Source organism: Streptomyces sp. NPDC089919, assembly GCF_040684615.1.
GTDB lineage: Bacteria > Actinomycetota > Actinomycetes > Streptomycetales > Streptomycetaceae > Streptomyces.
The window spans coordinates 15,060-39,558 of the sequence record NZ_JBFBGK010000058.1 but is presented as its reverse complement, the minus strand read 5'-3'; the positions used below and the strand labels follow the sequence as shown (position 1 = coordinate 39,558).

17 protein-coding genes are annotated in these 24,499 nt (G+C 74.4%); 10 read left to right on the top strand and 7 right to left on the bottom strand.

Going from position 1 to position 24,499, the window contains the following annotated elements; all coding sequences use genetic code 11:
* The first annotated feature begins 16 nt into the window (after nucleotides 1-16).
* Nucleotides 17-793 (top strand): GntR family transcriptional regulator, encoded by a 777-nt coding sequence (locus AB0O40_RS22585; RefSeq protein ID WP_365044499.1) that lies wholly within the window; start codon nucleotides 17-19, stop codon nucleotides 791-793.
* 167 nt (nucleotides 794-960) lie between these two features.
* Here AB0O40_RS22585 and AB0O40_RS22580 read toward each other — a convergent pair whose 3' ends face one another.
* On the bottom strand, nucleotides 961-1,320 hold the full coding sequence (locus AB0O40_RS22580) for an isomerase (RefSeq protein ID WP_365044496.1): 360 nt from the start codon (nucleotides 1,318-1,320) through the stop codon (nucleotides 961-963).
* A gap of 101 nt (nucleotides 1,321-1,421) precedes the next feature.
* Between AB0O40_RS22580 and AB0O40_RS22575 the strand changes: the two genes are divergently transcribed.
* Nucleotides 1,422-1,673 carry an EF-hand domain-containing protein gene (locus tag AB0O40_RS22575; protein WP_365044493.1) on the top strand — a complete coding sequence of 84 codons (252 nt, stop codon included), beginning with the start codon at nucleotides 1,422-1,424 and terminating at the stop codon, nucleotides 1,671-1,673.
* A 42-nt stretch (nucleotides 1,674-1,715) separates the two neighbouring features.
* On the opposite strand, the gene AB0O40_RS22570 is transcribed toward AB0O40_RS22575, so the two are convergent.
* Nucleotides 1,716-2,423 carry a hypothetical protein gene (locus tag AB0O40_RS22570; protein WP_365044490.1) on the bottom strand — a complete coding sequence of 236 codons (708 nt, stop codon included), beginning with the start codon at nucleotides 2,421-2,423 and terminating at the stop codon, nucleotides 1,716-1,718.
* A 498-nt stretch (nucleotides 2,424-2,921) separates the two neighbouring features.
* On the bottom strand, nucleotides 2,922-3,713 hold the full coding sequence (locus tag AB0O40_RS22565; RefSeq protein ID WP_365044487.1) for a crotonase/enoyl-CoA hydratase family protein: 792 nt from the start codon (nucleotides 3,711-3,713) through the stop codon (nucleotides 2,922-2,924).
* 373 nt (nucleotides 3,714-4,086) lie between these two features.
* Between AB0O40_RS22565 and AB0O40_RS22560 the strand changes: the two genes are divergently transcribed.
* The 5 genes from AB0O40_RS22560 (at nucleotide 4,087) to AB0O40_RS22540 (ending at nucleotide 9,985) form a co-directional block, all read left to right on the top strand.
* Nucleotides 4,087-6,138 (top strand): RICIN domain-containing protein, encoded by a 2,052-nt coding sequence (locus AB0O40_RS22560; protein WP_365044484.1) that lies wholly within the window; start codon nucleotides 4,087-4,089, stop codon nucleotides 6,136-6,138.
* 238 nt (nucleotides 6,139-6,376) lie between these two features.
* Complete coding sequence (locus tag AB0O40_RS22555) at nucleotides 6,377-7,015, top strand: hypothetical protein (RefSeq protein WP_365044481.1); 639 nt, start codon at nucleotides 6,377-6,379, stop codon at nucleotides 7,013-7,015.
* Nucleotides 7,016-7,100: 85 nt separating this feature from the next.
* On the top strand, nucleotides 7,101-7,739 hold the full coding sequence (locus AB0O40_RS22550; protein WP_365044478.1) for an NAD(P)H-binding protein: 639 nt from the start codon (nucleotides 7,101-7,103) through the stop codon (nucleotides 7,737-7,739).
* A gap of 108 nt (nucleotides 7,740-7,847) precedes the next feature.
* Nucleotides 7,848-8,357, top strand: a complete 510-nt coding sequence (locus tag AB0O40_RS22545; RefSeq protein ID WP_365044475.1) for a hypothetical protein — start codon at nucleotides 7,848-7,850, stop codon at nucleotides 8,355-8,357.
* A 128-nt stretch (nucleotides 8,358-8,485) separates the two neighbouring features.
* Complete coding sequence (locus tag AB0O40_RS22540) at nucleotides 8,486-9,985, top strand: cellulose binding domain-containing protein (protein WP_365044472.1); 1,500 nt, start codon at nucleotides 8,486-8,488, stop codon at nucleotides 9,983-9,985.
* A gap of 59 nt (nucleotides 9,986-10,044) precedes the next feature.
* On the opposite strand, the gene AB0O40_RS22535 is transcribed toward AB0O40_RS22540, so the two are convergent.
* On the bottom strand, nucleotides 10,045-10,923 hold the full coding sequence (locus AB0O40_RS22535) for a serine protease (RefSeq protein WP_365044469.1): 879 nt from the start codon (nucleotides 10,921-10,923) through the stop codon (nucleotides 10,045-10,047).
* A 188-nt stretch (nucleotides 10,924-11,111) separates the two neighbouring features.
* Nucleotides 11,112-11,963 carry a peptidoglycan recognition family protein gene (locus tag AB0O40_RS22530; protein ID WP_365044466.1) on the bottom strand — a complete coding sequence of 284 codons (852 nt, stop codon included), beginning with the start codon at nucleotides 11,961-11,963 and terminating at the stop codon, nucleotides 11,112-11,114.
* Nucleotides 11,964-12,295: 332 nt separating this feature from the next.
* Between AB0O40_RS22530 and AB0O40_RS22525 the strand changes: the two genes are divergently transcribed.
* Entirely contained in the window at nucleotides 12,296-13,825 is a 1,530-nt protein-coding gene (locus AB0O40_RS22525) for an MFS transporter (protein WP_365044463.1), read from the top strand.
* 93 nt (nucleotides 13,826-13,918) lie between these two features.
* Here the strand turns inward: AB0O40_RS22525 and AB0O40_RS22520 are convergent, their stop codons facing one another.
* Nucleotides 13,919-14,653, bottom strand: coding sequence for an SDR family oxidoreductase (locus AB0O40_RS22520; RefSeq protein WP_365044460.1), 735 nt, complete (start codon nucleotides 14,651-14,653; stop codon nucleotides 13,919-13,921).
* A gap of 71 nt (nucleotides 14,654-14,724) precedes the next feature.
* On the opposite strand from AB0O40_RS22520, the gene AB0O40_RS22515 reads away from it, so the two are divergent.
* On the top strand, nucleotides 14,725-15,678 hold the full coding sequence (locus tag AB0O40_RS22515) for a LysR substrate-binding domain-containing protein (protein WP_365044457.1): 954 nt from the start codon (nucleotides 14,725-14,727) through the stop codon (nucleotides 15,676-15,678).
* A 124-nt stretch (nucleotides 15,679-15,802) separates the two neighbouring features.
* Complete coding sequence (locus tag AB0O40_RS22510; protein WP_365044454.1) at nucleotides 15,803-17,356, top strand: hypothetical protein; 1,554 nt, start codon at nucleotides 15,803-15,805, stop codon at nucleotides 17,354-17,356.
* Nucleotides 17,357-17,431: 75 nt separating this feature from the next.
* Here AB0O40_RS22510 and AB0O40_RS22505 read toward each other — a convergent pair whose 3' ends face one another.
* Complete coding sequence (locus AB0O40_RS22505) at nucleotides 17,432-24,484, bottom strand: ricin-type beta-trefoil lectin domain protein (protein ID WP_365044451.1); 7,053 nt, start codon at nucleotides 24,482-24,484, stop codon at nucleotides 17,432-17,434.
* Nucleotides 24,485-24,499 lie beyond the last annotated feature (15 nt).

Genomic DNA, 24,499 nt, shown 5'->3' with positions numbered 1-24,499 from the left:
GTGAGGGGGCGTACGGATGGGGTCCACCCGGTACGTGGAGATCGCTGAGGAACTGCGCCGGGCGATCGTCGCCGGGCAGTACCCGGTGGGCGCGCAGCTGCCGTCGGAGAGCGCGCTGGGGGCCCGTTGGTCGGTCTCCCGGGGTACCGTCCGCGAGGCGCTGGCGCTGCTCGCGACCGAGGGCCTGATCGGCTCCCGGCAGGGCGCGCGGCGGATCGTGCTGCGGCAGGAACGGCGGCACAGTTTCGCCGAGTTGAACAGCTTCGCCCAGTGGGCGCAGGGCATGGGGCACCGGGTCACCAGCCGGTTCCTCAGCCGGGTCCGGCGACCGGCGGGGCCGGAGGAGGCCGAGCGGCTGGGGCTGGCGCCGGGTACCGGGATCCTCGTCGTGCTGCGGCTGCGCGACCTGGACGGGGAGCCCACCATGGTCGAGCGCACCGCGTACGCGGACTGGGTCGCGGAGGCCGTGGAGGCCCTGCCGGAGGACTGCCGGTCGGTGATGGACAGCCTCGCCGAGGAGGCGGGCATCGTGGCCCACTACGGCGAGCACCTGATCGACGCGCTGGCCGCCGGCAGCGAGGACGCCCGCCTGCTGGGCGTCCGGCGGGGTACCCCGCTTTTGCGCCAACGGCACGTCTCCAGCACCGCCGCCGGCCGCCCGATCGAGTGGACGGACGACCGCTACCGGGCCGGCAGCGTCACCTTCAGTGTGAGCAACTCGTCGGTAGCCGCGCCGCTGGAGCGGCATGCGGGGGAGGACCTGCCGCCGCGCCGGGGTGGCGGGGCGGGGTGAACGGGGCTCGATCCGGAGCGAGTTGGTCCGGATCGTCGGCCCGTCCTCGGGCGTGCCGCCGGGGTCCGGCCCTGGACCTGATCGCGGGGATCGGCCGTGCACCTGATCCCGGTAATCAGCCCTGGGCCTGATCCCGGGGGTTCAGCCGTGGATGTGAGCCCGCGGGTTCAGCCTTGCACGGACGTCTTGCGGTAGAGGTCCCGGTCCAGCTCGCGCACGTCCCACGACAGGTGCAGCAGGCCGCCCGGCGGCGGTGCGGCGTGCTCGGCCAGCAGGTCCAGCAGCGCCTCGCTCAACCGCGTGCGCAGCGCCGCAGGCCGGCCGGCCAGCAGCTCGATCACGCCGGCCGCCAGGGCCTGCCCCGGGGCGCCGTCCCCGACGTGGACGTCCTCGGCCCGCCGGAAGCGCGTCTTGCAGTCCTCCGGGGCGGCGTCGACCAGGGCGACGGTCAGCGCGTGGGCGGCGGCGGCGAAGGCCGGCCGGTCCAGGACCACCCCGTCCGAGAGGTCGACGATCAGCTGCGGCATGGGGGGATCCTTCCGGTGTCAACTGCGGCCGATCCTAGGATGACCGGGTCATACGCTTGTACCCGGGCCACAGGGGCCCCGCACGGCACGGAGGAGTCCCGATGAGCGACAAGGCGCGCAAGCTGTTCGACGCGCTGGACCTGAACCACGACGGCGTGCTGACCCGGGCGGAGGTGATCTCCGCCCTGCGCACCAAGGGCCCGACCCTGGCGGCCAGTGGCGACCTGCCCTTCTGGGGCCTGGGCGACGCAGACGCGTCCTCGGCGCTCTTCGACGCCGCGGACCTCAATGGCGACGCCGTGCTCAGCTTCGAGGAGTTCTCCCGCGAGGTCGACCGCCGCTTCGGCTGGTGACGGCGGCCGCTCGCGTACGCCCCGGATCCGTGCCCGGTCCCCTCAGACCACCGCCAGCGGGACGAGGAGGGCGTAGGCCACGTCCGCCTCGACCGCGTAGCCGTACATGTCGGGGTGCTGGATCGGGGCGGTGAGCAGGACCACGCTCTCGCTGGCCCGGGCCGCGGCCACCCACTCCTCGGTCGCGCCGAGCGAGCCCTGGTACCAGGCGGCGCAGCTGCCGGGGCCGCTGACGACGAGCATGTCGTCCTCGCAGCGGTAGGCCGCGCCCCAGGTCTCCGCGGGCACCGCCCAGGCGTCGTAGTCGGTGAACCGATGCCAGCCGCCCTCGCGTATCGCCTCGTGGAACGGCCAGCGGGCCAGCCCCTCGGGGTCGAGCGCGACCTCCTGGTCGTCGGTGGTGAAGTGCACCATCGCCAACGCGTCGGGCCCGTCGGCGGTCCCCGCCCACGCATAGAGCGCCGTGAGCGCCGGGCCCTCGTCTTCGGCCTCCGCGGTCTCCGGGTGGGGGTACGACGCGTCGTCGACGGGGGCGTACGGGTCCTGGGGGTACGGGGTGGGTCCCGCGGGGTCGTGCGCGTACGGGGTGGACCCTGCCGGGCCGTGGGCGTACGGGGCCGGGTGGGCCGGGAGCGGGCCGTCGAGGAAGGGGTCCGCGGGGAGCGGGCCGTCCAGGTACGGGTCCGCGGCGTACGGGGCCTGGTGCGGGGCCGCCGGGTGCTGGTCCGGGTGGGGGACGTGAGTGCTCATGCCCCGATTGTGGTCCATGGCCCTCGGGGTGCCGGAAAGGCCCCCTTGGTCGGGAAGGCCGGGGGTGCCTCGGGCTTGGTCGCGGGTGGCTCGGACCTGACCGCCCGTCGGCGGGTGCGGCCCGGGCCCTCCCTGACCGCCCGTCGGCTCGCTCCCGGGCAGGGCGGCCTCGCGGTGCGGCCCGGCCATCCCAGCCGCGCGGCGATTGAGCGCACCGGCGCGGAGCGTCGGTACGGGGTCCGGGGCTTGCCCCGGTTTCGGGAAGGGGCGGGGAGGGGACAGCTCCGCGCAGCGGCCAGGCTCCGCCCCGGCCCCCCCGCGCCTCAAGCGCCGGCGGGGCTGGGATGGCCACTCCCCGGCGGGGCGGGAGCGCAAAGGGTGGGCGCGGCCCAGGTTTCGGGGCGCTGCCCCGGACCCCGCGCCTCAATCGCCGGCGGGGCTGGATTTGCCGGGTCCCCGGGCCGGGATGCCAGGGGGCGGGCGGGAGATGCCCGGGGGTTACGGGGAGAACGTGCCGTGGCGGCCGGCGCCGGCGGTGAAGGCGGCGGCACCGGCTCGGGTCTCGCCGGAGGTCAGGGGGACCAGGCCGTGGCGGTGTTCGGCGGCCAGGGCGTCCGCCTCGGACAGGCCCGCCTGGTCGAGGACCGAGAGGCGGTCGTGCCGCAGGCACAGTTGGGGGAAGGCGGCGATCTCGCGGGCCAGCCGCTCGGCGGCCTCGCGGGCCGCCCCCGGCGGCACCAGCCGGTTGGCGAGGCCCATGGAGTGGGCCTCCGCGGCCCCGACGGGACGCCCCGTCAGGATCAGGTCCATGGCCCGGCTCTCGCCGATCAGCCGCGGCAGCCGGACCGTGCCGCCGTCGATCAGCGGCACGCCCCAGCGGCGGCAGAACACGCCGAAGACGGCGTCCTCCTCCACCACCCGCAGGTCGCACCAGAGCGCCAGTTCCAGACCGCCCGCCACCGCGTGCCCCGACACCGCCGCGATCACCGGCTTGGTGAGCCGGAGCCGGGTCGGCCCCATCGGGCCGTCGGCCCCCTCCTCCGGCGGCAGGACCGTGTTGCCCCGCTCGCCGCCGACCGCCTTGAGGTCGGCGCCGGCGCAGAAGGTGCCGCCGGCTCCCCACAGGACCGCCACCGCCGCCGCGTCGTCCGCCTCGAACTCCCGGAAGGCGGCGGCCAGCAGGGCGGCCGTGGGCCCGTCGACGGCGTTGCGCACCCCGGGCCGGTCGAGGACGACGGTGAACACCGGGCCGTCCCGCTCGATCCGCACCGCAGCTTCCTTCTCGCTCACCACGCACCCCTCCTGGCCGGTCGGATGCCCATTGTGCGGGGCGGCGGCGGCCGGCGCCATCACGTCTCGTGACGACGGGAATTCGCGAGGTGAAGGAAAAGGTGAACCCTTGACTGAATTCATGTCAGCAACGAATTCCGTAGATCTCGATATGGTAACGACGTCGCCCTGAAGGCCTGGACCATTCTGGGCTCGGATTGCCAACATGCGTACGGCATAAGGAAATTGACGGATCATCAAATTGAACCGCTTGGTAACGGATCGGAATATCCGCGCAGTTCCGGGGTGGTCTCCGCTTTGTCCGAATTTCTGGGCGGCCGGTATCTGGCAGGCTGCGGCGCACCCGGTTTCCGGACCCAAGATTGAGGTGTGCATGACCAGCCATCGCCGTGTGAGAGAGCAGCGCAATCGCCATCGCCGCCGACGCGGGCTCATATTCGGCTCCGGCGCCGCCGTGGCCGCGGCCGCCGTGATCGCCGCGACCTTCGTCTACGACGGGGGTCTCGAAGGCGCCCAGGCCACACCGCTGGCACAGCCCGTCCCGGGGGCGGTGTCGGGCCCCGCGGCGGCCCCCGCCCGCGACCGGGAGCCCGCCCCGCTGACCGTGGCCCCCGCCGACCAGCCGGCCCGCGGCATGGTCTACGACGGACTCAAGGTGGCGCCCAAGGGCGACCGCTGCGCCGGCGTCTACCGCACCGACGCCGGACTGTGCACGCACGGCCCGGACGCCCCGCCCGCCGGGGTGGACATCCACAAGGACACCCCGCCGGCCGTCCCCGCCCGGGCCCGCGCCGTCGATCCGGCCCGCAGTGCCAACACCCCCGCCGGCAGCGGTCGTTCTCAGGACGCGCCCGCCGCCGAGGCCAGGGCCGACGCCCGGTCCGCCACCTCCACCGCGCCCAAGGCCCCGGCCGCGACGACGGCCGGCGGTCAGGCCGCCGCGGGGCCGGCCGCCGCCGGACCGGCCGGCCAGACCGTGGCCTGTGACGGCGACGGCACCAGCGGCAACCGCGTGCAGGTGGTCTACGCGCACGGACCCGGTCGCGACCGGTACGCGAGCTACCTGGAGTCCTTCCGCAAGTGGGCCGCAGACGCCGACCTCATCTACTCGGCCAGCGCCAAGGAGACCGGCGGGGTCCGGCACATCCGCTACGTGACCGCCGCGGACTGCACGCCCAGCGTGCTGAACGTCGAGCTCTCCGACTCGGCCCTCGCGGAGTTCAGCGCCACCAACTCCGCCCTCGCCGCCAAGGGCCTGGGCCGGCGCGACCGCAAGTACATGATCTTCGCCGACACGCAGGTGTACTGCGGCATCGGCACCTTCAACGGTGACGAGCGGCCCGGCCAGGACAACCTCAGCAACTTCGGCCCCTCGTACGGGCGCTCCGACACCGGCTGCTGGGGCGGTCACACCGCGGCCCACGAACTGGGCCACAACCTCGGCGCCGTGAACAATAGCGCCCCCAACTCCAGCAAGGGTGCGCACTGCACGGACGAGTGGGACGTCATGTGCTACTCGGACACCCCGTACTACCCGAAGATGCGCAACGTCTGCACCGATCAGGCGAGCGAGAACATCCTCGACTGCAACCACGACGACTACTTCAACACCGCTCCGAAGCCGGGTAGTTACCTCACCACGCACTGGAACATCGCCGACAACCAGTTCCTGATGCGGGGCAAGGGCGACGGCGGCGGCACCGGCCCGACCCCGACGCCCACCCCGACCACCCGGCCGGGCGCCGGACCGGACGTGACGGTGGGCCAGATCCGCTCGGACTCGGCCGTGGCCAGCTGGCCCAAGGTCGCCGGGGCGTTCTGGTACCAGGTCCTGCTCGACGGCCGGCACCTCACCTGGACGCAGTCGACCGTGCTGCGGATCTACCACCTGGCCCCCGGGACCGCCCACAAGGTCGCCGTCTCGGTGCGCGACCGGGCCGGCAAGGACAGCGGCCCGGGCCGGGCCGCCTCCTTCCGCACCACCGCGGCGGGCGGCGGCACCACCCCGGGCGCCCGCTACCTGCTCGGCAACGGCAGCACCGGCACCGCCGCGGAGATCTGGGGCGGCCGCACCGCCGACAACACCGTGCTGGTCGGCGCCCAGGCCACCGGGTACGCCCAGCAGCAGTGGTACTTCGACGACGCGGGCAGCGGCACCGTCCGGATCCGGTCCGCCGTCTCCGGCAAGTGCCTGCAGCCCGGCGGGGCGCCGCGCGCCACCATGTGGGTGGCCCAGCAGCCCTGCGGTTCGGCCGCCGGCCAGCGCTGGCGGGTACGGTCCCGCTCCGGCGCGGTGACCGTGACCGACCGCAGCGGCGCCTTCGCCCTGTCCGTCAGCAACCGGCCGTACTACGGCGCCTGGCTGCTGGAGCTCCAGCCCGCGGACGGCCGGGCCGTCCAGACCTGGGCCCTCCAGAAGGCCTGACCCGCACTCCGGCCGGTCCTCCTCCCGGCCGGTCCCGGCCCGGCGGGCGGCACTTCCCCAGCCGCCGCCCGCCGGCCACCGGGCGAGAGGGGCCCGGCGTCCGCGACCACCGCCGGCGCGTCCGTCGCACGCGGGCGCACCCGTCCGGCGGGTACGGCTCACGCCGACCCGTACCGGTCCGACGTCGGGCCCCTTCCGCCACACCAGAACCTCCCGCACCATCCCGGAGCACCGCACCATGCAGATACGAAGAACCGGCCGCGCCCCCCTCACGGCCCTGGCCGCCGTCTCCCTCGCCCTGGCCCTGCCGGGCACCGCGCAGGCCCACGGCGACACCCTGAAGGTGGTGGTCACCGGCCATCGGCAGGGGCACGTCACCACCACCGTCACCTGGGAGAACGACGGCGACCCGGTCGGTTCGGAGGAGCCGCTGGCCGCCATGGTCAACGCCGTCAGCGCCGACGGCAGCCGGGTCGCCGGGCCCTGGCGGCTGGTCCACGACGGGACCGATCCCGCGGCCTGGACCACAGAGCAGGCCCTGCCGGCGGGGACCTGGCGGGTGACCGTCGAGGCCGGCTACCCGGCGCTGGGCCGGGCCGAGACCCGCCTGACCGTGGCCGCGCCGGCCGCAGGTTCAGGTCCGTCCGCCGGCCCGGGCGCGGCCACCCCTGCGGGTGCGTCCGCCGCCCCCGCGCTCCCGTCCGCCGCCGCCTCGCAGCGGGCGGTCCGTACGCCCGTCCCGCCGCCCGGGCGGCGGGAGGTGGTGACCGAGTCCCACGACCGGGCCTGGTGGACCACCGCGGGGGTGGCCGTGGCGGCCCTGCTGGGCGCCGGCGCCGGCGCGGCCTGGCGGCGCCGCCGGGGCGGCTCCCGCTGACCACCGGCAACGGCGCGAAAGCGAGCCGGAGTCGAGCACCGGGGGAGAGGATGTAACCACCACAGGTGCGACAAAGAGGGGTGCGATGAAGCTCACGGTATTAGGAGCCAGCGGCGGGGTCGGTCAGGAGATCGTCCTGCAGGCCCTGGCGGCCGGACACGAGGTCACGGCCGTGGTGCGCGATCCGGGCCGGCTCCGGGTGCAGGGCCCTGCGCTGCGGGTGCACCGCTCGGACCTGTCCGACCCCGGCCAGTTGGCCGAGGCGCTCACCGGCCGGGACGCGGTGCTCTCCGGGCTCGGCGCCCGGGGGCGGGCCGCGGCGGTCGCCGGGATGGCGGCCACCCTGACCCGGGCGGTGCTCGCCGGGATGGAACGCGCCGACGTCACGCGGCTGTTGGTGGTCAGCGCGGCGCCGCTGGGCACCGCGCCGCCGGGCGAACCCCTCTTCGACCGGATCTACATGGCCACCGTCAAGTCCGTGCTGGCCCCGGTCTACACCGACCTGGCCGCGATGGAACGCGACCTGGCGCGCAGCACGGCCGAGTGGACCGCGGTGCGCCCGCCGATGCTCCGCAACTCCCCGCTGACCGCCCGCTACCGCACCGCCGTCGGCGGCAACCCGCGCAGCGCCCGCTCCGTCTCCCGCGCCGACGTGGCCCACGCCATGCTCACCCTCATAGAAGACCGCTCCACCTACCGCCAACCGGTGGGCATAGCCACCTGACCCCCGGCCCGACCCCCCGCCCCGGGGCGGTCGGGCCTTCTTCCCGCCCCTCGCCCAGGCCGGCGATGACCTAGGCTTCGGCACAGTCACAGGGAGCCGGGGAGCGGGATGCACGGGGAAGTCGCCGGAGACCAGGTCCGGTTCAGGAGGCCCTGCCCGGCCTGCGGCGCGGCGGCTGTGGCGGACGGCGGCCAGGCCCTGATCGGCGGGCGGCTGGAGTGGAGCATCGAGACCGACTGCCCTGCCTGCGGCCCGGTCCTCGCCTGCGGGCGGGCCGGGATGCCCGCCGAGCTCCGTCGCCGGCTGCTCGCCGAGGGCGCGCACGGTCCGGTGCGACTCGAACTCGACGGTGCGGTGCGGCCGGCCGTGGTCATGAAGGTGCTGCGCGCCGAGCTGGCGCTGGACCTGGCCGGGGCGCGGGCGGCGCTGGCGGAGCTCCGCGCCGGGCGGTACACCGGCACGCTCGCCGAGGTGGCGTACCTCGTGGCGGCGTTCGGCGCGGTCGGCGCCGGGGCGCGGGCGGTGCGGGCGCGGGACTGCGGCTCCCGCCACGGCGTCGGCGAGCGGGGTGCGGTGGCTGAGGGCCTGTCCGGCGGATCAGGGGCGGACCGGCCCTAAGGGGTTCCGATGGGCTCCTTAAGGGGGGCTCAAGATCTCGGGGTGGGGAGTGGAAGCGGGCATTTGTCCGGATCGGGGTCGCTAGCGTCTGGCGGGTTCCCTCCCCGCACCCCAGAGGCAGGCACGTCATGGCTCGAAACACCCACCGTCGCAGGGCGAGCGGCACGGCGAAGGCGGTCGGGGCGGTCGCCGTCGCGGCGGCCGTCGGCGGCACCGCGGTCGTGCTGACCGGTACCGCCCAGGCCGCCGGAGTCGGCGCCGCCTTCACCCGGACCAGCAGCTGGGCCACCGGCTACACCGGCCAGTACGTCATCACCAACAGCGGGGACGCACCGCTGACGGACTGGAAGCTCGAGTTCGACCTGCCGGCCGGCACCGCGCTCGCCTCCCTGTGGAACGCCGAGCGGGCGGTCAGCGGCCGGCACGTCACGGTGACCCCGCCCCGCTGGGACACCGCGGGGCTCGCCCCCGGCGCCTCCCTGACCGTCGGCTTCGTGACCAGCGCCGCAAGCGCCCCCGGCGCCCCCACCGGCTGCCTGATCAACCGGCACAGGTGTTCCGTGGACGGCGGCGCCACCCCGCAGCCCACCGGCCGCCCGACCGGCCGCCCCACCACCGCGCCCACCCCCACCGCGAAGCCCACCGTGAAGCCCACGGCCACCGCCAAGCCGACCGCCAAGCCGACCGCGACGCCCAGGCCCACCGCGACCAGCACCCGCCCGCCGGGCGGCGGCAGCGGCCGTACCGGCTTCGCCCCGTACGTGGACACCTCGCTCTACCCCACGTACGACCTGCTCGACACCGCCGCGCGGACCGGGACCAAGGAGTTCACCCTGGCCTTCGTCACCTCCGGCGGCGGCTGCACCCCGCTGTGGGGCGGCACCACCGCGCTGTCGCAGGACCGGGTGGCCGCCCAGATATCCGCGCTGCGCGCCAAGGGCGGGGACGTCCGGGTCTCCTTCGGCGGCGCCGCCGGCTCCGAGCTCGCCCTGGCCTGCTCCTCCGTGGACGCGCTGGCCGCCGCGTACGGCAAGGTGATCGACGCGTACGGGCTGACCAAGGCCGACTTCGACATCGAGGGTGCGGCCCTGCCCGACACCGCCGCCAACACCCGGCGCGCCCAGGCCGTCGCCCGGCTCCAGCAGCGGCACCCGGGGCTCGACGTCTCCTTCACGCTGCCCGTGATGCCCGAGGGCCTGACCCAGCCCGGCGTGGACCTGCTCGCCAACGCCAAGCGCAACGGCGTCGCGGTCGGCGCCGTGAACATCATGGCCATGGACTACGGCCCGGCCTACAGCGGCGACATGGGCGGCTACGCGATCAGTGCCGCCACCGCCACCCAGGCGCAGATCAAGGGCGTCCTGGGCCGGTCGGACGCGGCGGCCTGGAAGACCGTCGCCGTCACGCCGATGATCGGCGTCAACGACGTGAGCAGCGAGGTCTTCACCCTCCAGGACGCCACCCAGCTCGCGTCCTTCGCCCGCGGCAAGGGCCTGGCCTGGCTGGCGATGTGGTCCGGCGCCCGGGACCGCGCCTGCCCGGGCGGCCCCAAGTCCTCGGCCGACCCGACCTGTTCCTCCATCGCCCAGTCCCCGCTGGCCTTCACCAAGGCCTTCACGGCGGGCTGAGCCCCGGGTCGTACGACCGCGGGGGACGGGCCGGCACCGGTCCCGTCCCCCGCGGACGGTCACGGCTTGGGCAGCACGCAGCCCGGACGGCTGAGGTCGATCTTGTTGCCGGCGCCGACGCAGGCGACGATCTGGTAGGTCTCCTCGGCGTAGTTGATGCCCGGGTGGATCGTCACGTGGCCGGCCTCGTCCACCTCGCACGGGTTGTTGACCGTGCAGGTCTCGCCGTCCTCGTTGCCGGTGTTGTTGACCGCGACCACCTTGCCGGTGGTGGTGTCGATGACCGGGGAGCCCGAGGTGCCGCCGATGGTGTTGCAGGACGAGGTGTAGCGGAGCGAGTCCTTCCAGGTCCAGTCGCCCTCCTTGAGCCGGTAGGCGAAGGCGTCCACGTTGCAGCTGTAGGTGCGCTTCCAGTACCCCGACACCACCTTGATCGCGGACCCCTGGACGGGGTGCGTGTCGTTCAGGGTGAGGGCGGCGATCCCGTACTGGCTCTGGATCTGCGCGTACGTCTTGGTCAGCTGGTAGATCGAGACGTCCGTGTCGGTCATCGTGCCGTACGCGATCTTGCTCGCGCGTACCGTTCCGGCCCGCGCCCCGGAGGCGGTGAGCAGGGTGAACGACCGGCTGGACGGGTAGTCCTTGACCACTTCCCCCGGCTCGGGGAAGCCGGTCTCGAGGCAGTGGCCGTTGGAGAGCACCAGCGCCGGGTCGCTCGCGAGCGAGTTCGGTACGCGCACCAGCGAGCCGGAGCAGTTGCTGAGCGCGACCGTGCCGGCGTAGGTGATCGTGACGGCCTTGGCGGCCGGGGTGCGGGGGGCGGCCGCCCGGGCGCGGGCCTGCGGGGCCGCGTCCTGGGGTACGGAGGCCATGGCCGGCGCCGCCGCCGCTCCGGTCAGGAGCAGGGCGAACAGCGCGCTGGCGAGAGGCTTGTTCATGTGGGGGTTCCCCTCTGATGGCGGAGCAACCGAACGATCCTTCGGTTGTCATGCGCATTGTTGGGGTGCGCACGTCAACTGACAAGAGGGCGTGTGGAGTTGACGGGCGGGGTGGGTGGGGTGCGAGTGACGGCCGCACCCCCGGGGTGCGGCCGTCGGGCGGGTGGGCCGGGGTCTCCCGGCCCGGCTCAGGAGCGCCGCGCGCCGGTCCCCGGCAGCCCGGCCCGCCGCAGCTCGCGCTCGAACACGTGGTCCGGTACGTACTCGGAGGGGCCGGTCCACGGCGGCCGGCCGGCCGCGTCGGCCAGCTGCAGGGCCGGCTCCTGCGGGGCCTCGCCGAGCTGCCCGGCCACCTCCTCGCGCAGCCGCGGCAGCAGTGCGTACAGCCGGTCGCCCGGGCAGTCGGTCTGGTTGAAGTCCCGGTGCCCGTAGATCTCCGCCGGGGAGAGCCCGTACTGGCGGCAGATGTGCGCGCAGAGCGCCACCAGGCCGGCGAACTGCGCGGCCGGCGGCGCCACCTTCATGTAGGTGCCCTCGTTCTCGATGCCGATCGCGCTGCTGTTCTGGCCGACGCAGTGCGCCGCGCGGACCATCCGGGCACCGCCCTCCAGCTCCTCCAGGCTGGCGTGCCGGCCCTCCGTCACGAAGGCGCCCCGGCTGACCGTGAAGTGCTGGCCGGTGTCGATCCAGCCGTGGGTGTCCATGTGGTAGTTCTGGATCGCCCGGGACAGGGCGAGGGCGCGCTGCCGGGAGTAGTCCGTCACGTTGGCCGTCGCCGTGTGGTGGACGACGATCCGCTGCGGGGGAGCGTCGAGCACCACCACCGGCTCCAGGGGCGGGCGGGCGCCCCACTCCCCGCAACCGATGATCTCCAGGTCGGTCCCGCGCGTCCGCAGCCGGACGCCCCGCGCCCCCGGCCCGGCTCCGGTCGCCGCGCGGGCCGGGGCGGCGAGCGCCCCGGTGGCGGCCGTCACCCCGATCCCTAGCGCGCCCGCCAGGAGCCTGCGCCGGTCGAAGGTCGGGTGGGTGTACGACGCCATGGATGCGCCCCGTTTCCGTCGGGTGTAGGGGGCTCCCTGGATATGCGCGCCGTGCGCGCCGGGCGCGCAGCCACTCCGCGGCCGCTGAGTAGATCAACCGTTTCGTACGATCCGCGCCCGGCCGATCGGGGGGTGCCGGCGACCGGCCGGGACGGCGCCCCGGCGGCCCGATGGTTCGGTCGGGCGACCATCGGCCTCGAGGACGGTTCAAGTGGACGAACATTTACTTGACTAAGTGAACTATCTGCCGCTACCTTCGTCCAAGTAGTTAAGGCCATGAAACATTCGTGTCTTGAAGCAAGTCTTGAAGCAATGAGAAGGTCCTGCCTCCCATGAGTCACCCCACCACCCCGGCCACCGCGTCCGGCTCCCGGAACGAGACGGTCATCGTCTTCGCCCTGAGCCTGGCCGCCATGGTCGTGTCGATGATGCAGACGCTGCCCGTGCCGATCCTGGGTCTGATCCGCAACGATCTCGGCACCACCACCGCCAACGTGAGCTGGGTGACCACCGCCACCCTGCTGTCGGCGGCCGTCTTCACCCCGCTGCTCGGCCGCTTCGGCGACCAGCACGGCAAGAAGCCCACCCTCGTCGCCGTCCTCGGCGTGATGGTCGCCGGCTCCGTGATCGCCGCGCTGGCCACCTCGCTGCCCCTGCTGATCCTCGGCCGGGTCCTCCAGGGCGCCGCCACCGCGATCTTCCCGCTGGCCCTCTCGGTGCTCCGCGAAGAGGTCCGCCCGCAGAAGCTGCCCGGGGCGATGGCGCTGGTCAGCGGCACCCTGGCGTTCGGCAGCGGCCTGGCCCTGGTGGCCACCGGCCTGCTGACCTCCGGCTCCGACGCGGACTACCGCAACGCCTTCTGGATGGCCACCGGCTTCGCCGTGCTCGCCCTCCTCGCGGTGCTGTTCCTGGTCCCCGCCACCCGCACCAAGACCGGCGGCCGCACCGACGTGCTCGGCGCGCTCACCCTGGGTCTGACCCTCCTGCTCCTCCTGCTGCCGATCTCGCAGGGCCATGAGTGGGGCTGGTCCTCCGCCCGCACCCTGGGTTCCTTCGCCGGCGCGGCCGTGATGACCGCCGTCTGGGTCCTGGTCGAGCTGAAGGTCAAGGAGCCGCTGGTGGACATGCGGATGTTCGTCCACCGCCCGGTGCTGATGGCCAACCTGGCCGGCATCCTCGTCGGCTTCGGGATGTTCGCGAACTTCCTGGGCGTCTCGTACCTGGTGCAGATGCCGAAGGCGCTGACCGGCTACGGCTTCGACGCCTCGATCCTGCGGGCCTCCGTCGAGTTCCTGCTGCCCGGCGCGATCGTCTCGCTGCTCGCCTCGCCCATCGGCGGCCAGCTGGTCCGCCACCGCGGCCCGCGCATCACCCTGGGCCTCGCGGCCGCGCTCGGCACGCTCGGCTTCGGCTGGCTGGCCCTGGACCACTCGCACGCCGCCTCCGTCATCGGCGCCGGCCTGATCGTCGGCGCAGCGGTGAGCTTCGGCTACGCGGCCATGCCCGCCGTGATCATGTCCAGCGTCCCGCCCCACCAGAGCGGCATCGCCAACGGCATCAACTCGATCTCGCGCTCCACCGGCAGCGCCATCGGCAGCGCCGTGGTCACCACGATCCTGGCCTCCAAGACCATCGAGCACCTGCCCCCGGGCGTGCCCGCACTGCCCGCGGAGTCCGGCTTCACCGTCACGTTCACCGTGGCCGCCGTCTCCTTCGCGCTGGTCGCCCTGATCGGCTGGCTCGGCCTGCGCACCCACGGCCACCCGGCCGCCGCCGTGGCCGGCGGCACCCCCGCCCCGGCCGCGGAGACCGCCGCGACCGAGGCCCCGGCCGTCACCGCGGACGCGGCGAAGACCGCCTGACCGACCCGTACGCACACACCGGTGGCGCCCCGCTCCCCACGGAGCGGGGCGCCACCGTCGTCTCCGCCCCTCCGGCCCCCTCCGGGCCCGGCCTCACCAGGGGATCGGCCCGTCCTCGGACAGGAAGGCGCCGGTCGGGCCGTCCGCGCCCACGGTCGCCAGGCCGACCGCCACGGCCGCGCCCTCCTGCGGCGTCCGCACCCCGGTGCGGCGGTTGAGGTCGGTCGCGCAGTAGCCCGGGCTCACCGCGTTGACCAGGATCCCCTCGGCGCGCAGCTCCTCGGCGTAGAGCACGGTGAGCGCGTTGAGCGCGCTCTTCGAGGAGCAGTAGGGCAGCAGGACCGAGGAGTAGGGCGACCACGGGCTGTCCGGGTCGGCCAGGTGGGCCAGCGAGCCGAGTTCGCTGGACATGTTGACGATCCGGGCGGCCCCGGAGTGGCGGAGCAGGGGGAGCATGGCGTTCGTCACCGCGATCACGCCGAACACGTTCGTCTCGTAGACCTGCCGGACGGTGGCTGCCGGGGCCTCGCTCGGCTTCTGCGGTGCGGCGGCGACCGCGGCGTTGTTCACGAGGATGTCGAGGCGGCCGAACGCGGCGTCGATGTGGCGGGCGGCGGCCCGGACCGAGAGCTCGTCGGTGACGTCCAGGGCCACGAAGTGCGCGTCGGCGCCCTCGGCGCGCAGCTCCTCGGCCGCGGCCCCGCCGCGCCCGGCGTCGCGGGCGCCGATCAGGACGGTGATGCCGAGGGCCCCGAGCCGGCGCGCCGTCTCCTTGCCGATGCCCTTGTTGGCGCCGGTCACCAGAGCGGTCTTCTGTGAAGTCGTCATGGCCCCCACCCTCGCCCCGCCCACGGGCGGCGGGGAAAGACCGGATCCCTCTGGATCTATAGTCCACGGATATGAGTGAGCTGGAAGTGCGGGAGTTGCGGTACTTCATCGCGGTCGCCGAGGAGCTGAACTTCAGCCGCGCCGCGCAACGCCTGGGGATGGCGCAGCCCCCGCTGTCCAAGGCGATCGCGCAGATGGAGTCCCGGCTCGGGGTACGCCTGCTGGAGCGCACCACCCGCCAGGTGAGGATGACCGACGCCGGCCGGGTCCTCCTCGACCAGGCCCGGATCGCGGTCGACGCGGTGCACGCGGCCGCCCTGCGTACCCGCCGGGCCGGGCAGCCCGCACCCCGGCTCGTGGTGGCGGTCAAGCCCGGGGGCGATGCCGGGCTGCTGGGGGAGATCCTTGCCGCCTACCGGGAGACCGATCCGCAACCGCCGCCGCCCGAGGTCGTCGTCGGCGGCAGCGGCGAGCCGATCGCCATGCTCCGGGACGGCCGGGCCGACGTGGCGCTGTTGCGCAGCCCGTTCGACGGCCGGGGCCTGGACTCCGAGACGCTGGTGGTCGAGCCGCGCCTGGCGGTCCTGCCCGCCGGGCACCGGCTGGCCGGCCGCGACCGGCTGGGGCCGGCCGACCTCGACGGCGAACCGGTCCCGCGCTGGCTGGGCGCCGACCCCACCGACGCCGACCCCGACGACCCCACCGGACGCGACGGAGCGGACGCGGACGCCGGCCGGCCGGGCCCGGCGCCGGCCGGCACCCCCGGGGGCCCGCTCGTGGCCAGTGTCGAGCAGCTGCTGGAGGTGGTCGCGCTGGGCCAGGCCGTCGGCTTCCTGGCCCTGTCCACCACCGAGCGACACCGGCGCCCCGACCTCGTCTACCGGCCGGTCACCGGCCTGCGCCCCAGCGCGGTCGTGGTCGCCTGGCCGGAGACCTCCCGCTCGGCGGCCGTCGCCGCCTTCGTCCGGGCCGCCCACGACGTCGCCGACCGGCACCCCGGCCGGATCACCGCACTGGCCCGCTGACCGGGGGCGCCCACCCCCGCCGGGAGCGTCCGCCCCCTCCGCGCCCCCCGCCCGCCTCCGGACGCCCCGAGCGCCCCTGCGAGGGCACTGGCACGCGGGGTCCCCGGCGCCAAGAGTGGGCGCCATGGACGATCAGGGCACGGTGAGCGACACCCGCGAACCCCACGGATCCCACGAACCCCACGGATCCCACGACCGGACGCAGCGACCGCACGACGACCCACCACCGGATCCCCCTCCCGCCCCCAACGCCCCTCCCGCCCCTGCGAAGGTCTCCGAGCGCGACCACGCCGTGGTGCTCGGCGCCGGCATGGCCGGGCTGCTGGCCGCCCGGGTGCTGGCCGGCCGTTTCTCCCGGGTGACCCTCGTCGAGCGCGACGCGCTGGGCGAGCCGGCGCCCGCCCTCCGGCCCGGCCTGCCGCAGTCCCGGCACGCCCACGTGCTGTGGTCCAAGGGCCTGGCCCTGATGGAGGGGCTGCTGCCGGGCGTCCGGGCCGACCTCGAGGCCGCCGGGGCCCGGGTGCTGGAGACCCCGCGGGACTTCCTGTGGCTGAGCCCCGCCGACTGGTTCGGGCAGGTCCCCGGGGACCACGTCCTGATCGGCAGCCGGGAGCTGCTGGACTGGACCGTCCGGCAGGCCGTGCTGCGGCACCCCCGGATCCGGCTGCTGGCCGGTGCCGAGGCCACCGGGCTGCTCGGCACCTCCGACGGCCGGGCCGTCCGCGGGGTGACCCTGCGCGCCCGCTCCGGCGCCGGCCCCGACGCGGTGCCCGAGACGCTGTCCGCGGCCCTGGTCGTGGACGCCGGCGGGCGGACCTCCCGCGCCCCCGCCTGGCTGGAAGCGCTCGGCTTCCCGGCCCCCGAGGTGACCCGGTACGACTCCAAACTCGGCTACGCCAGCCGGTACTACGGCCCGCTGCCCTCGGCCGGCCGCGCCTGGCAGGGCATGTACGTGCAGGGCCGGCCGGACGCGCCCCGGGGCGGGGTGCTGCTGCCGCTGGAGGACGGCCGGTGGATGGCCACCCTCATCGGCAACGGCCGGCACGCCCCGCCGGTCGGGGACGCGGAGTTCCTGGCCTTCGCCAAGGAGCTGCGCAGCCCGGCCCTGTACGAGGCGCTGTGCGCGGCCGAGCCGGTCTCGCCGGCCACGGCCTTCCGCAGTACGGCCAACGAGTGGCGGCACTACGAGAAGCTGGACCGGCGGCCGGACGGCTTCGTGGTGGTGGGCGACGCCACCTGCCGCTTCAACCCGGTCTACGGGCACGGCATGACGGTCGCCGCCGCTGCCGCCGAGGCGCTGGGGGAGGCGATCCGGGCGCTGCCGGTGCACGCCGTGCCGGCCGCGGTCGGGGAGATCCAGCGGCGGATCGCCGGGTCGGCCGAGGTGGCCTGGCAGATCGCCACCAGCGAGGACCTGCGCTACCCGGAGACGGAGGGGCCCCCGCCGGGCCGGGCGACCAGGGTCATGCAGGGCTTCATGTCCCGGGTGATGGCCGCCGCCAACCGCGATCCGGCGATCGCCCGCCGGTTCTTCGGCGTGCTGTCGCTGACCGCCCCGCCCAACACCCTGCTCAGCCCCGCGGTGCTGGTCCGCGTCCTCTCCCACCGCCGCCTCCCCACCGCCCCGGTGGCCCCGGCCTACCCCGCCCACCACGGCCCGCTGCCGGGCGGGTCCTGAGCCGGGTACGGCGGAGGGCCGGTCCGCGGAGGTTCCCGCGGACCGGCCCTCCCGGTCATCCGGTGCCGGGTATGGCTACCCGTTGATGCCGGGGATCTTGAAGAGCGACCAGAAGACGTCGGACTGGGTCATCGGGCGCTGGACGTAGTCCCTCAGCCGGTTGCCCATGAGCCACCACGAGTAGTCCGCGATCCCTCCCTTCACGCCGGCGAATATCAGGGGGTTCGACCCGGTGGAGTCCCCCCGTTGCTGCATGAACAGGTGGCCGTCCTTCTCCGAGGCCGTGAAGGTGATCACCGAACCGGGGTCGTCGAAGTAGCTCTCGGAGACGACGACGAAGGCGACGCTGGTCGATGTGGTGTGCACCTTGACCACCCCGTTCCCGCCGGCGAGCATGCCGCCCGGCAGGAGCTCACCCGGCTTGAGCCGGCATTCGGCTCCCTCGACCAGGGCCGAGCAGTTTTCCACGGGGAAGGGGAAGAAGCGCGTCGGGTCCGACTTGAACGTGTCCATGAGCTTCTCCGGCGTCAGCCCGTATCCCTTGCCGAGGTCTTCCTTGTGCGTGTAGCCGTGGTCGAGCGTGATCCACTTGTTGCTCGGCGGGATCGAGTCTCCGTACGGCCCCGGCTTGGGCCCGGGGGCCGTTCCTGGTTCCAGCCCGGCGGGCGGTTGCGGTTTGGCCCCGGGGGACGGCTTGGGTGTGGGGGTCGGCTTCGGCGTGGGTGACGGTGCCGGCTTGGCCTGGGGGTTGGCCGGGCCGTACGGCTTGAGCGAGTGCCAGTAGCCGTTGTAGTCGGTGATGCCGCCGCCGTCCGAGTCGTAGCAGCCCGAGTTGGTGCAGCCCGGGCCGCTGCCCTCGCCCCAGGCGGAGCCGGGGTTGTCCATCGAGCAGCTGTCGCAGTAGAGGCCGCTGGGGTCGCTGCCGTTGACGGGGTCGTTGTCGCTGTAGGCGTAGCCGTTCCAGGACTGCGGGTCGTCCGGGTCCAGGAGCGGGTCGGGGCTGATGAAGCGGGCCGTGGCGGGCAGGTACTCGCGGGCGCCGAGCAGGGTGAGCCCGGTGCCGGGGTCGAGCTGGCCGCCGACGAAGCCCTTGTCACCGGCCCAGGCGGCGGGCCGGGTGCCGCGCGGGTCCCCGAAGGGGTCCTGGGTCCGCCGGTCCACGGCCCCCGAGTTGAGGTCGACGCCGAGGGTGGCGGTGCCGTGCTGGTCGCCGCCCTGGACCACGAAGGCGCCGGGGGCGGTGCCCGCCCCGGTGCGGACGACGGTCAGGCCGCCGGGGATCGGGTAGTACCGGGTGCCGGTCTTCACCCCCGTGGCGTTGTCCACGGTGATCACGTCGTCGCCGAGGTTCAGCGTGGTCCTGTCCGCCGTGCGGCGGACCAGCAGCTTGCCCTCGGGGTCGTAGACGTACGTGGTCGTGGTGTCCGGGACGGTCCACTTCTGGCCGGCCGGCACCGTCAGGGTGCAGTCGGCCAGGGCCAGCCTGGTGCCGTCGGCGGTGGCGTTGCCCGGTACCGCGAGGCAGCGCGCGGACGCCGGGTTGTACAGGGTGCCGTCGACCCGGGGCGTCCAGGTCTGGCCGGCCGAGCCCGTGCAGGCGCGCAGCTCCACGGCGGACCCCGCGAGGGTGCCCGCGGCGGTGACGCACTTGCCGTCCTGGGTCAGCTTGTTGCCGGCCGCCAGGTACTTCTGGGTGGCCGCGCCGCCGCAGCCGGCGATCTGCAGGGCCGTCCCGTCGGCGGTCGAACCACCGGCCAGGTCCAGGCACTTGCCGGAGCCGCCCTTGATCTGGGCGGCGGCGGTGACCGTGGCCGGCTTGCCCTCGCTGTTCCAGGTCAGGCTGGTGCTGCCGGAGCCGCCGGCCCGGTACGCCGTGGTGTTGCCCGCGGCGTCGTACTGGTAGGCGTCGGTGCCGGTGAGGGTGGTGCCGGTCCTGGTCTCGGCGGACAGCAGCGCGTGCGGTCCGCCGGTGCCGCCGTCCGTGCCGGCGGCGCCGGTCGGGGCGTTCTGCGTGCCCGGGGTGCCGAAGGCCTGGGTGAGGGTGACGTCCTTGGAGGTGTCGCCCGCCGGGTCGTGCCGGACCAGCTTGGTGCGGTTGCCGGTCGGGTCGAAGGAGTAGTCGTGCCAGTAGGGGGCGGGGCCGCCGACCGTCGCCGCGGACGGCGTCCGGTTCGCGCACTCGCCCTGGTCGAGGGTCTGGTACGCGGTGGCCGGCTGGGTGCTGATGCCCCCGGTGTCCGTCCAGGCCGACCCCAGCCGGCCCAGCCAGTCGTACGTGAAGCACTGCCGGTCCCGCAGCGCGGGCTTGTTGTCCGGCAGGTTGGTGATCGAGGTGATGTCGCCGGACGGGGCGTAGGTGTAGTCGGTCTGCTGGAGCGAGCCGGTCAGCGCGGTCTGCTGGTCGGTGAAGACCGACCGGACCCGTCCGGTGGCCTGGTCGTAGACCGTGGACTGGACGACCTGCTTGCCCCACGGGTTGACGGTGGAGCGGAGCACCCGGCCGAAGGCGTCGTACTCGGTCTGCACGTCGTAGGTGGTGGCACCGGCGTACCGGAACATCTGGCCGTAGTCGTTGAGCATGTACGCGATGTCGTCGCGCGGCAGCCCGCCGACCGCGGGGAGCCCGATACCGACCGGCTGCCCGGTCAGGGCGTCGAAGGAGGCGTCCTTGGTGTAGGTGAAGGTGGTGCCCGCGGCCTGGCCGGCGTCCGGGCCGGGCAGGGTGAGGGTGCTGCCGGTGGGCCGGTAGCCGTCGTCGTAGCCGGTGACGGCCGAGGTGTAGGACCTGCTGCCGGAGCCCGCGGCGCCGCCGACGTAGCGGGTGGCGCTCGCCGGCTTGCCCTTGCCGTCCGGGACGGAGTCGAAGGTCCAGGCGGCCAGCTGGTTGGCGGTGGTGGCCGCGCCCTCGTACAGACCGGTCTTGCGGCCGATCAGGTCGTACGCGTAGGTGAGGGTCCGGCCCCGGGCGTCGGTGGTGCTCGCCAGTCGTGAGGCGGAGTCCCAGGTCTGGCTCGAGTCGCCCTTGTCGGGCTCGTGGTACGCGATCTGCCGGCCGCGCAGGTCGTACCCGATGGACCAGGTGTTGCCCGCCGCGTCGGTGCGGGTCAGCGGCTTGCCGTCGGGCGTGTAGGTGAAGCGGCTGACGGTGGCGTCCGCGCGGTCGCCGGTGGCGGTGGGGGTCTTGTACTGCCACAGCTCGGTGCGGTGGCCGCGGGCGTCGGTCAGGGTGCCGGCGGGCCAGGCGCCCTTGGGCGGCACCACGTCGGTGCGGTCCGCTCCCTTGTACGTGGTGGTGGTGCGGTTCTGCTCCACGCCCAGCGACCACTGCGCGGCGACCGTCTTGCGGCCCCGGCCGTCGTACGAGAGCCGCTGCTGCGCGGGGATGTCGCTCTCCGCACCGGTGACCAGCGACTGCGCGGGGGCGGAGGCGTTGTTGTAGTACGGGGCGTCGGTCAGGCCGACCCGGCCCTGGGAGTCGTACACGGTGTCGGAGATCAGCCGGCCGGCCTTGTAGGCCGGGTTCTTCGGGGTCTCCTGCACCTGCCGGGTGCGGCCGAAGCCGTCCAGCAGCTGCACGGAGCGGGTCCACACCGGGGTGTCGTCGTCCTTGACGAGCGTGGCGGTGGTGACCGCGGACGGCACGCCGGCCTGGTCGGAGACCTTGTAGTCGAAGGTCTTGCTCGGGTTGGTGACCCCGTCCTGGGCGCGGCCGGGCAGCCAGACCGCGGTGACGCGGCCCAGCGGGTCGTAGGTCAGGGAGGTGACCTTGGAGTTGGCGTCGGTGACCGTCAACGGCACTGCGCGACGGGGGTCGTTGACGGTGACGGTGTCCCAGTGCTCCGAGGCGGGCGCGCCGGGCACCGGTGCCGAGACCGTGGTCCGGTCGGGGAGTTCACCCGCGGCGGCCGAGGAGTAGGCCGTCGTGGTGGTGGCCCCGCCGGTGTGCGTGTCGTCCTTGGCGTCGGGGTCGGTGGCCGACAGCACCCGGCCGTACGCGTCGTACGTGCTGACGGCGGTGGCGGCGAACTCCGGGGTGCCGTCGCCGGCGTACCGGTCGAGGACTTCGGTACGGGTGACGTCACCGGGGCCGCCGGTCTGCTGGTACGGCCTGCCGTCGTAGAGGGTGCGCTCGCGCTCCACGGTGTTGGCCGCGGTCGCGGTGGCCGTGCAGGCGTTCGCCCCGGAGACCACCAGGCGTTCGGCCGGCAGGTCGGTGCGCTGGGTGTCCGGGCCGGTGGCGTAGGCCGTGCGGGTGCACAGGTCCACCAGCCCGTCGGCGGTGTCGAGCGAGGTGAGGATCCGGTTGTTGTGGTCCTTGTCGGTGGTCGTGGTGGTGGTGGCGGTCTGCCAGGTGCCGTCCGCCTTCACCTCCTGCCGGGTGCTGGAGACGACGGTGGAGGGGTAGCGGGCGACCAGGTCGGGGAGTCCGCCGCCGCGCACGTGGGTGGCGGTGTCCTGCTCGCCGGAGGCGCTGGTGACGGTCCGGGCCGCGACGGAGCCGCCGGCCGCGTCGAAGGTCTCCTTCTGGAGGACCTGTCCCGCCAGCCAGTCGACGTCCACGACCGGGCGGCCCAGGGCGTCGTCGAAGCGGACGTCACGGGCGGAGCCGTTCTTGCGGACGTCGCCGTGCATGCCCTGCCGGTAGGTGGTGCGGGTCTGCGCGCGGGGGCCGTCGTTGCCGTTGCCCGTGGTGGCGGTGACCGTGGCGAAGCCGCGGAACTCCCCCCAGGTGCGGTACTTGGCCTCGGTGAACTCGCTGTCGTCGCGGTGCCAGGCGGCCGGGCCGTAGCCGTAGCTGGTGATCTTCTGCGGGGCGCCGGTGACCGGGTCGTTCTCGGTCAGCGACTTCACCCGGTAGTGGTTGAACCAGTCGAGGACGGGGTCGGAGCCGGCCACCGCGCCGGGCGCCAGCCAGCGCACCGGGTAGCAGGACGTGGTGTTGTCGTCCTCGGCGGTCGGCATGACGTGGTTCACCCGCGAGCAGAGCGGGAGTTCGTAGTCGACGTCGACGATCGCGCCGGTCTCGTTCTTGATCTGCTGGATGCGGGCGCGGTTGATCCGCGGCGGGGCCGGGACGAGGTCGGTGCCGTCCACCCGGTTGGGCAGCATGGCCGGGGTGAAGGTGACGGCCGGCAGGTCCTTCGAACCGCCGGTCTTTCCGGTGCGCCGGACCGAGTCCAGCCACAGGGCCTTCTGGTTGGTGGTGTCACCGGGGTTGGGGAAGGACTGGCCGAGGGTGTACGTGTCCACGTCCTGCCAGGCGTTGTTCACCCGCACCTGGGTGGTGACCGAAGCCAGCCGCCTGGTGCTGAAGTAGGTGGGCGCGTAGGTGGTGCAGTCGCCGGAGCCCTTGCACTCCTGGTCCACCGGTACGTCCGGCCAGTTGGACTTGTTCGCCGCCGTCCGCTGGGACGGGTCGCACACCGCCTGGTTCTCGCACCGTTCCTGGGTGGTGAAGTTCACCCGGGCGGCGGGCTGGAGGGTGCCCTTGGCGGCGAGCTGCTCGGAGAGCCGCTGTCCGTAGTCGATCCGGGCGACGGTGGTGGCCCGGGTGTAGGCGGTGAGGGTCCCCGTGCCGCCGTCCTGGACGGCGCCGCGCCGGTAGTGGTTGGTCTCGGGCGCCCAGGTGAAGGTGGTGAGGTTGCCGTGCGCGTCCACGATGTAGTCCAGCGAGAGCCGCTGCCACATCTGGCACCACGACTTGTTGCCCTTGGCGCCGTCGTAGCAGGGGTCCCCGCTCTTGGGGGAGTAGACCGGGACTGAGGAGACCGAGCCGGTCGCCGGGTCTGAACCGTCGCCGCCCGGCAGGTGGTTGGCGCCGAAGTAGTAGGTGGTGCCGCCGCTGTCGGTCAGCTTGGCGTACGCGCCGCCGGCCACGCCGTTGTCCGCACCGGAGCCGAACTCGATCCGGGAGCCGTCGTCGTTCCTGAGCCGCCAGGTGCCGGTGGCCGCGTCCGTGGTGGCCGAGGGCGAACCGGCGTTCTTGTCGCGGACCAGCACGCCGCTGTGCGAGCCCATGGCCAGGACCGCGTTGAAGCCGCTCCAGCACTGGTCGCCGGAGTTCTTGATGCCGGCCTTGTCGCAGGGCTTGTAGACCCGCTCGAGGTAGCCGGGGTTGTAGTCCCAGCCGTCGCCGATCCAGGAGGCCTGCGCATTGGTCGCGGAGGTCCTGCCGTCGACCGAGGAGGAGTCGTAGCCGAAGGCCACCTGCGGTGCCGTGCCGCCCAGCGAGGGCGGCAGCACCAGCGGGTACTGGTAGGTGAACCCGCCGGAGGAGCCGCCGGCCGCCCAGCCCGAGGACGGGGTGAGCGCGGTGGCGGCGTAGGAGCCGCCGCCACCGGAGGGGCCGTCCTCGGCGGCGAGCAGGAGGGCCGGCGCCGCGGCCGGACCGGCCGCGGCGCGCGTGCCCGGGGCGGGCGGCGCGGCGAGGGTGAGGTCGGCGACCAGCCGCCGGGTGGCCGTGTCGTAGTGCGTGGCCACCGGCGTCCGCAGCCGGCAGGCCGGGGCCTTCGGGGTGGTCAGGGCGCAGGCGGGCAGCCGGACCAGCCGGCCGCGGGCGGCGAAGGAACCGCCGGTGGCGCGGTCGAGCTCGGCGGGGTCGAAGGCGACCGTGACCTTGCCGGGGCCGGTGGTCCGCCGGGCCGCCGGGGCCCGGGCGACGGTCGGCTCCAGCGAGAAGAGGGGGCCGTCCACCCCAGCCGCGCGGGCGGTGGCCTCGGCGGCGCGGGTCACGGTGACGGTGCGGGTGCCGGCACCGGCCGCACCGCGCTGCGGGGCGATCCAGAGCGGCAGCGCGCCGGCCTTGAGCCCGGCGGCAGGCGTGGCGGCGGTGAGTCCCACCACTGCAGTGGCCGCCCGGGCCGGTGGCCGGGGCGCGGTCCGGGTCCGGCCCGGCACCGGGTAGTGCGGTCGGGGCGTGGCGGGCTTGGCTGCGTGCCGGGCCGTGACGGAGGCGGTCCGGGGCACGGGGGTGCCGTCCGGCGCCCACACCCGGTCGAAGTCCGGTGCGGCGGCACCGGTCGCGGGCACGGCGGGGGCCAGCACGGATGCGGCCAACGCCAGTGCGAGGGATACGGCCAGTCTCGGCGCGAGGCGGCGCACCGAGGCAGGCCTGAATCTGACGGTCACAAAACCCCCGTTGGG

Excerpts from the sequence above, each read along its gene's own strand:
- AB0O40_RS22585 (WP_365044499.1), top strand. The coding sequence starts at position 17 with ATGGGGTCCACCCGGTACGTGGAGATCGCTGAGGAACTGCGCCGGGCG.
- AB0O40_RS22580 (WP_365044496.1), bottom strand. The coding sequence starts at position 1,320 with ATGCCGCAGCTGATCGTCGACCTCTCGGACGGGGTGGTCCTGGACCGG.
- AB0O40_RS22575 (WP_365044493.1), top strand. The coding sequence starts at position 1,422 with ATGAGCGACAAGGCGCGCAAGCTGTTCGACGCGCTGGACCTGAACCAC.
- AB0O40_RS22570 (WP_365044490.1), bottom strand. The coding sequence starts at position 2,423 with ATGAGCACTCACGTCCCCCACCCGGACCAGCACCCGGCGGCCCCGCAC.
- AB0O40_RS22560 (WP_365044484.1), top strand. The coding sequence starts at position 4,087 with ATGACCAGCCATCGCCGTGTGAGAGAGCAGCGCAATCGCCATCGCCGC.
- AB0O40_RS22555 (WP_365044481.1), top strand. The coding sequence starts at position 6,377 with ATGCAGATACGAAGAACCGGCCGCGCCCCCCTCACGGCCCTGGCCGCC.
- AB0O40_RS22550 (WP_365044478.1), top strand. The coding sequence starts at position 7,101 with ATGAAGCTCACGGTATTAGGAGCCAGCGGCGGGGTCGGTCAGGAGATC.
- AB0O40_RS22545 (WP_365044475.1), top strand. The coding sequence starts at position 7,848 with ATGCACGGGGAAGTCGCCGGAGACCAGGTCCGGTTCAGGAGGCCCTGC.
- AB0O40_RS22540 (WP_365044472.1), top strand. The coding sequence starts at position 8,486 with ATGGCTCGAAACACCCACCGTCGCAGGGCGAGCGGCACGGCGAAGGCG.
- AB0O40_RS22535 (WP_365044469.1), bottom strand. The coding sequence starts at position 10,923 with ATGAACAAGCCTCTCGCCAGCGCGCTGTTCGCCCTGCTCCTGACCGGA.
- AB0O40_RS22530 (WP_365044466.1), bottom strand. The coding sequence starts at position 11,963 with ATGGCGTCGTACACCCACCCGACCTTCGACCGGCGCAGGCTCCTGGCG.
- AB0O40_RS22525 (WP_365044463.1), top strand. The coding sequence starts at position 12,296 with ATGAGTCACCCCACCACCCCGGCCACCGCGTCCGGCTCCCGGAACGAG.
- AB0O40_RS22520 (WP_365044460.1), bottom strand. The coding sequence starts at position 14,653 with ATGACGACTTCACAGAAGACCGCTCTGGTGACCGGCGCCAACAAGGGC.
- AB0O40_RS22515 (WP_365044457.1), top strand. The coding sequence starts at position 14,725 with ATGAGTGAGCTGGAAGTGCGGGAGTTGCGGTACTTCATCGCGGTCGCC.
- AB0O40_RS22510 (WP_365044454.1), top strand. The coding sequence starts at position 15,803 with ATGGACGATCAGGGCACGGTGAGCGACACCCGCGAACCCCACGGATCC.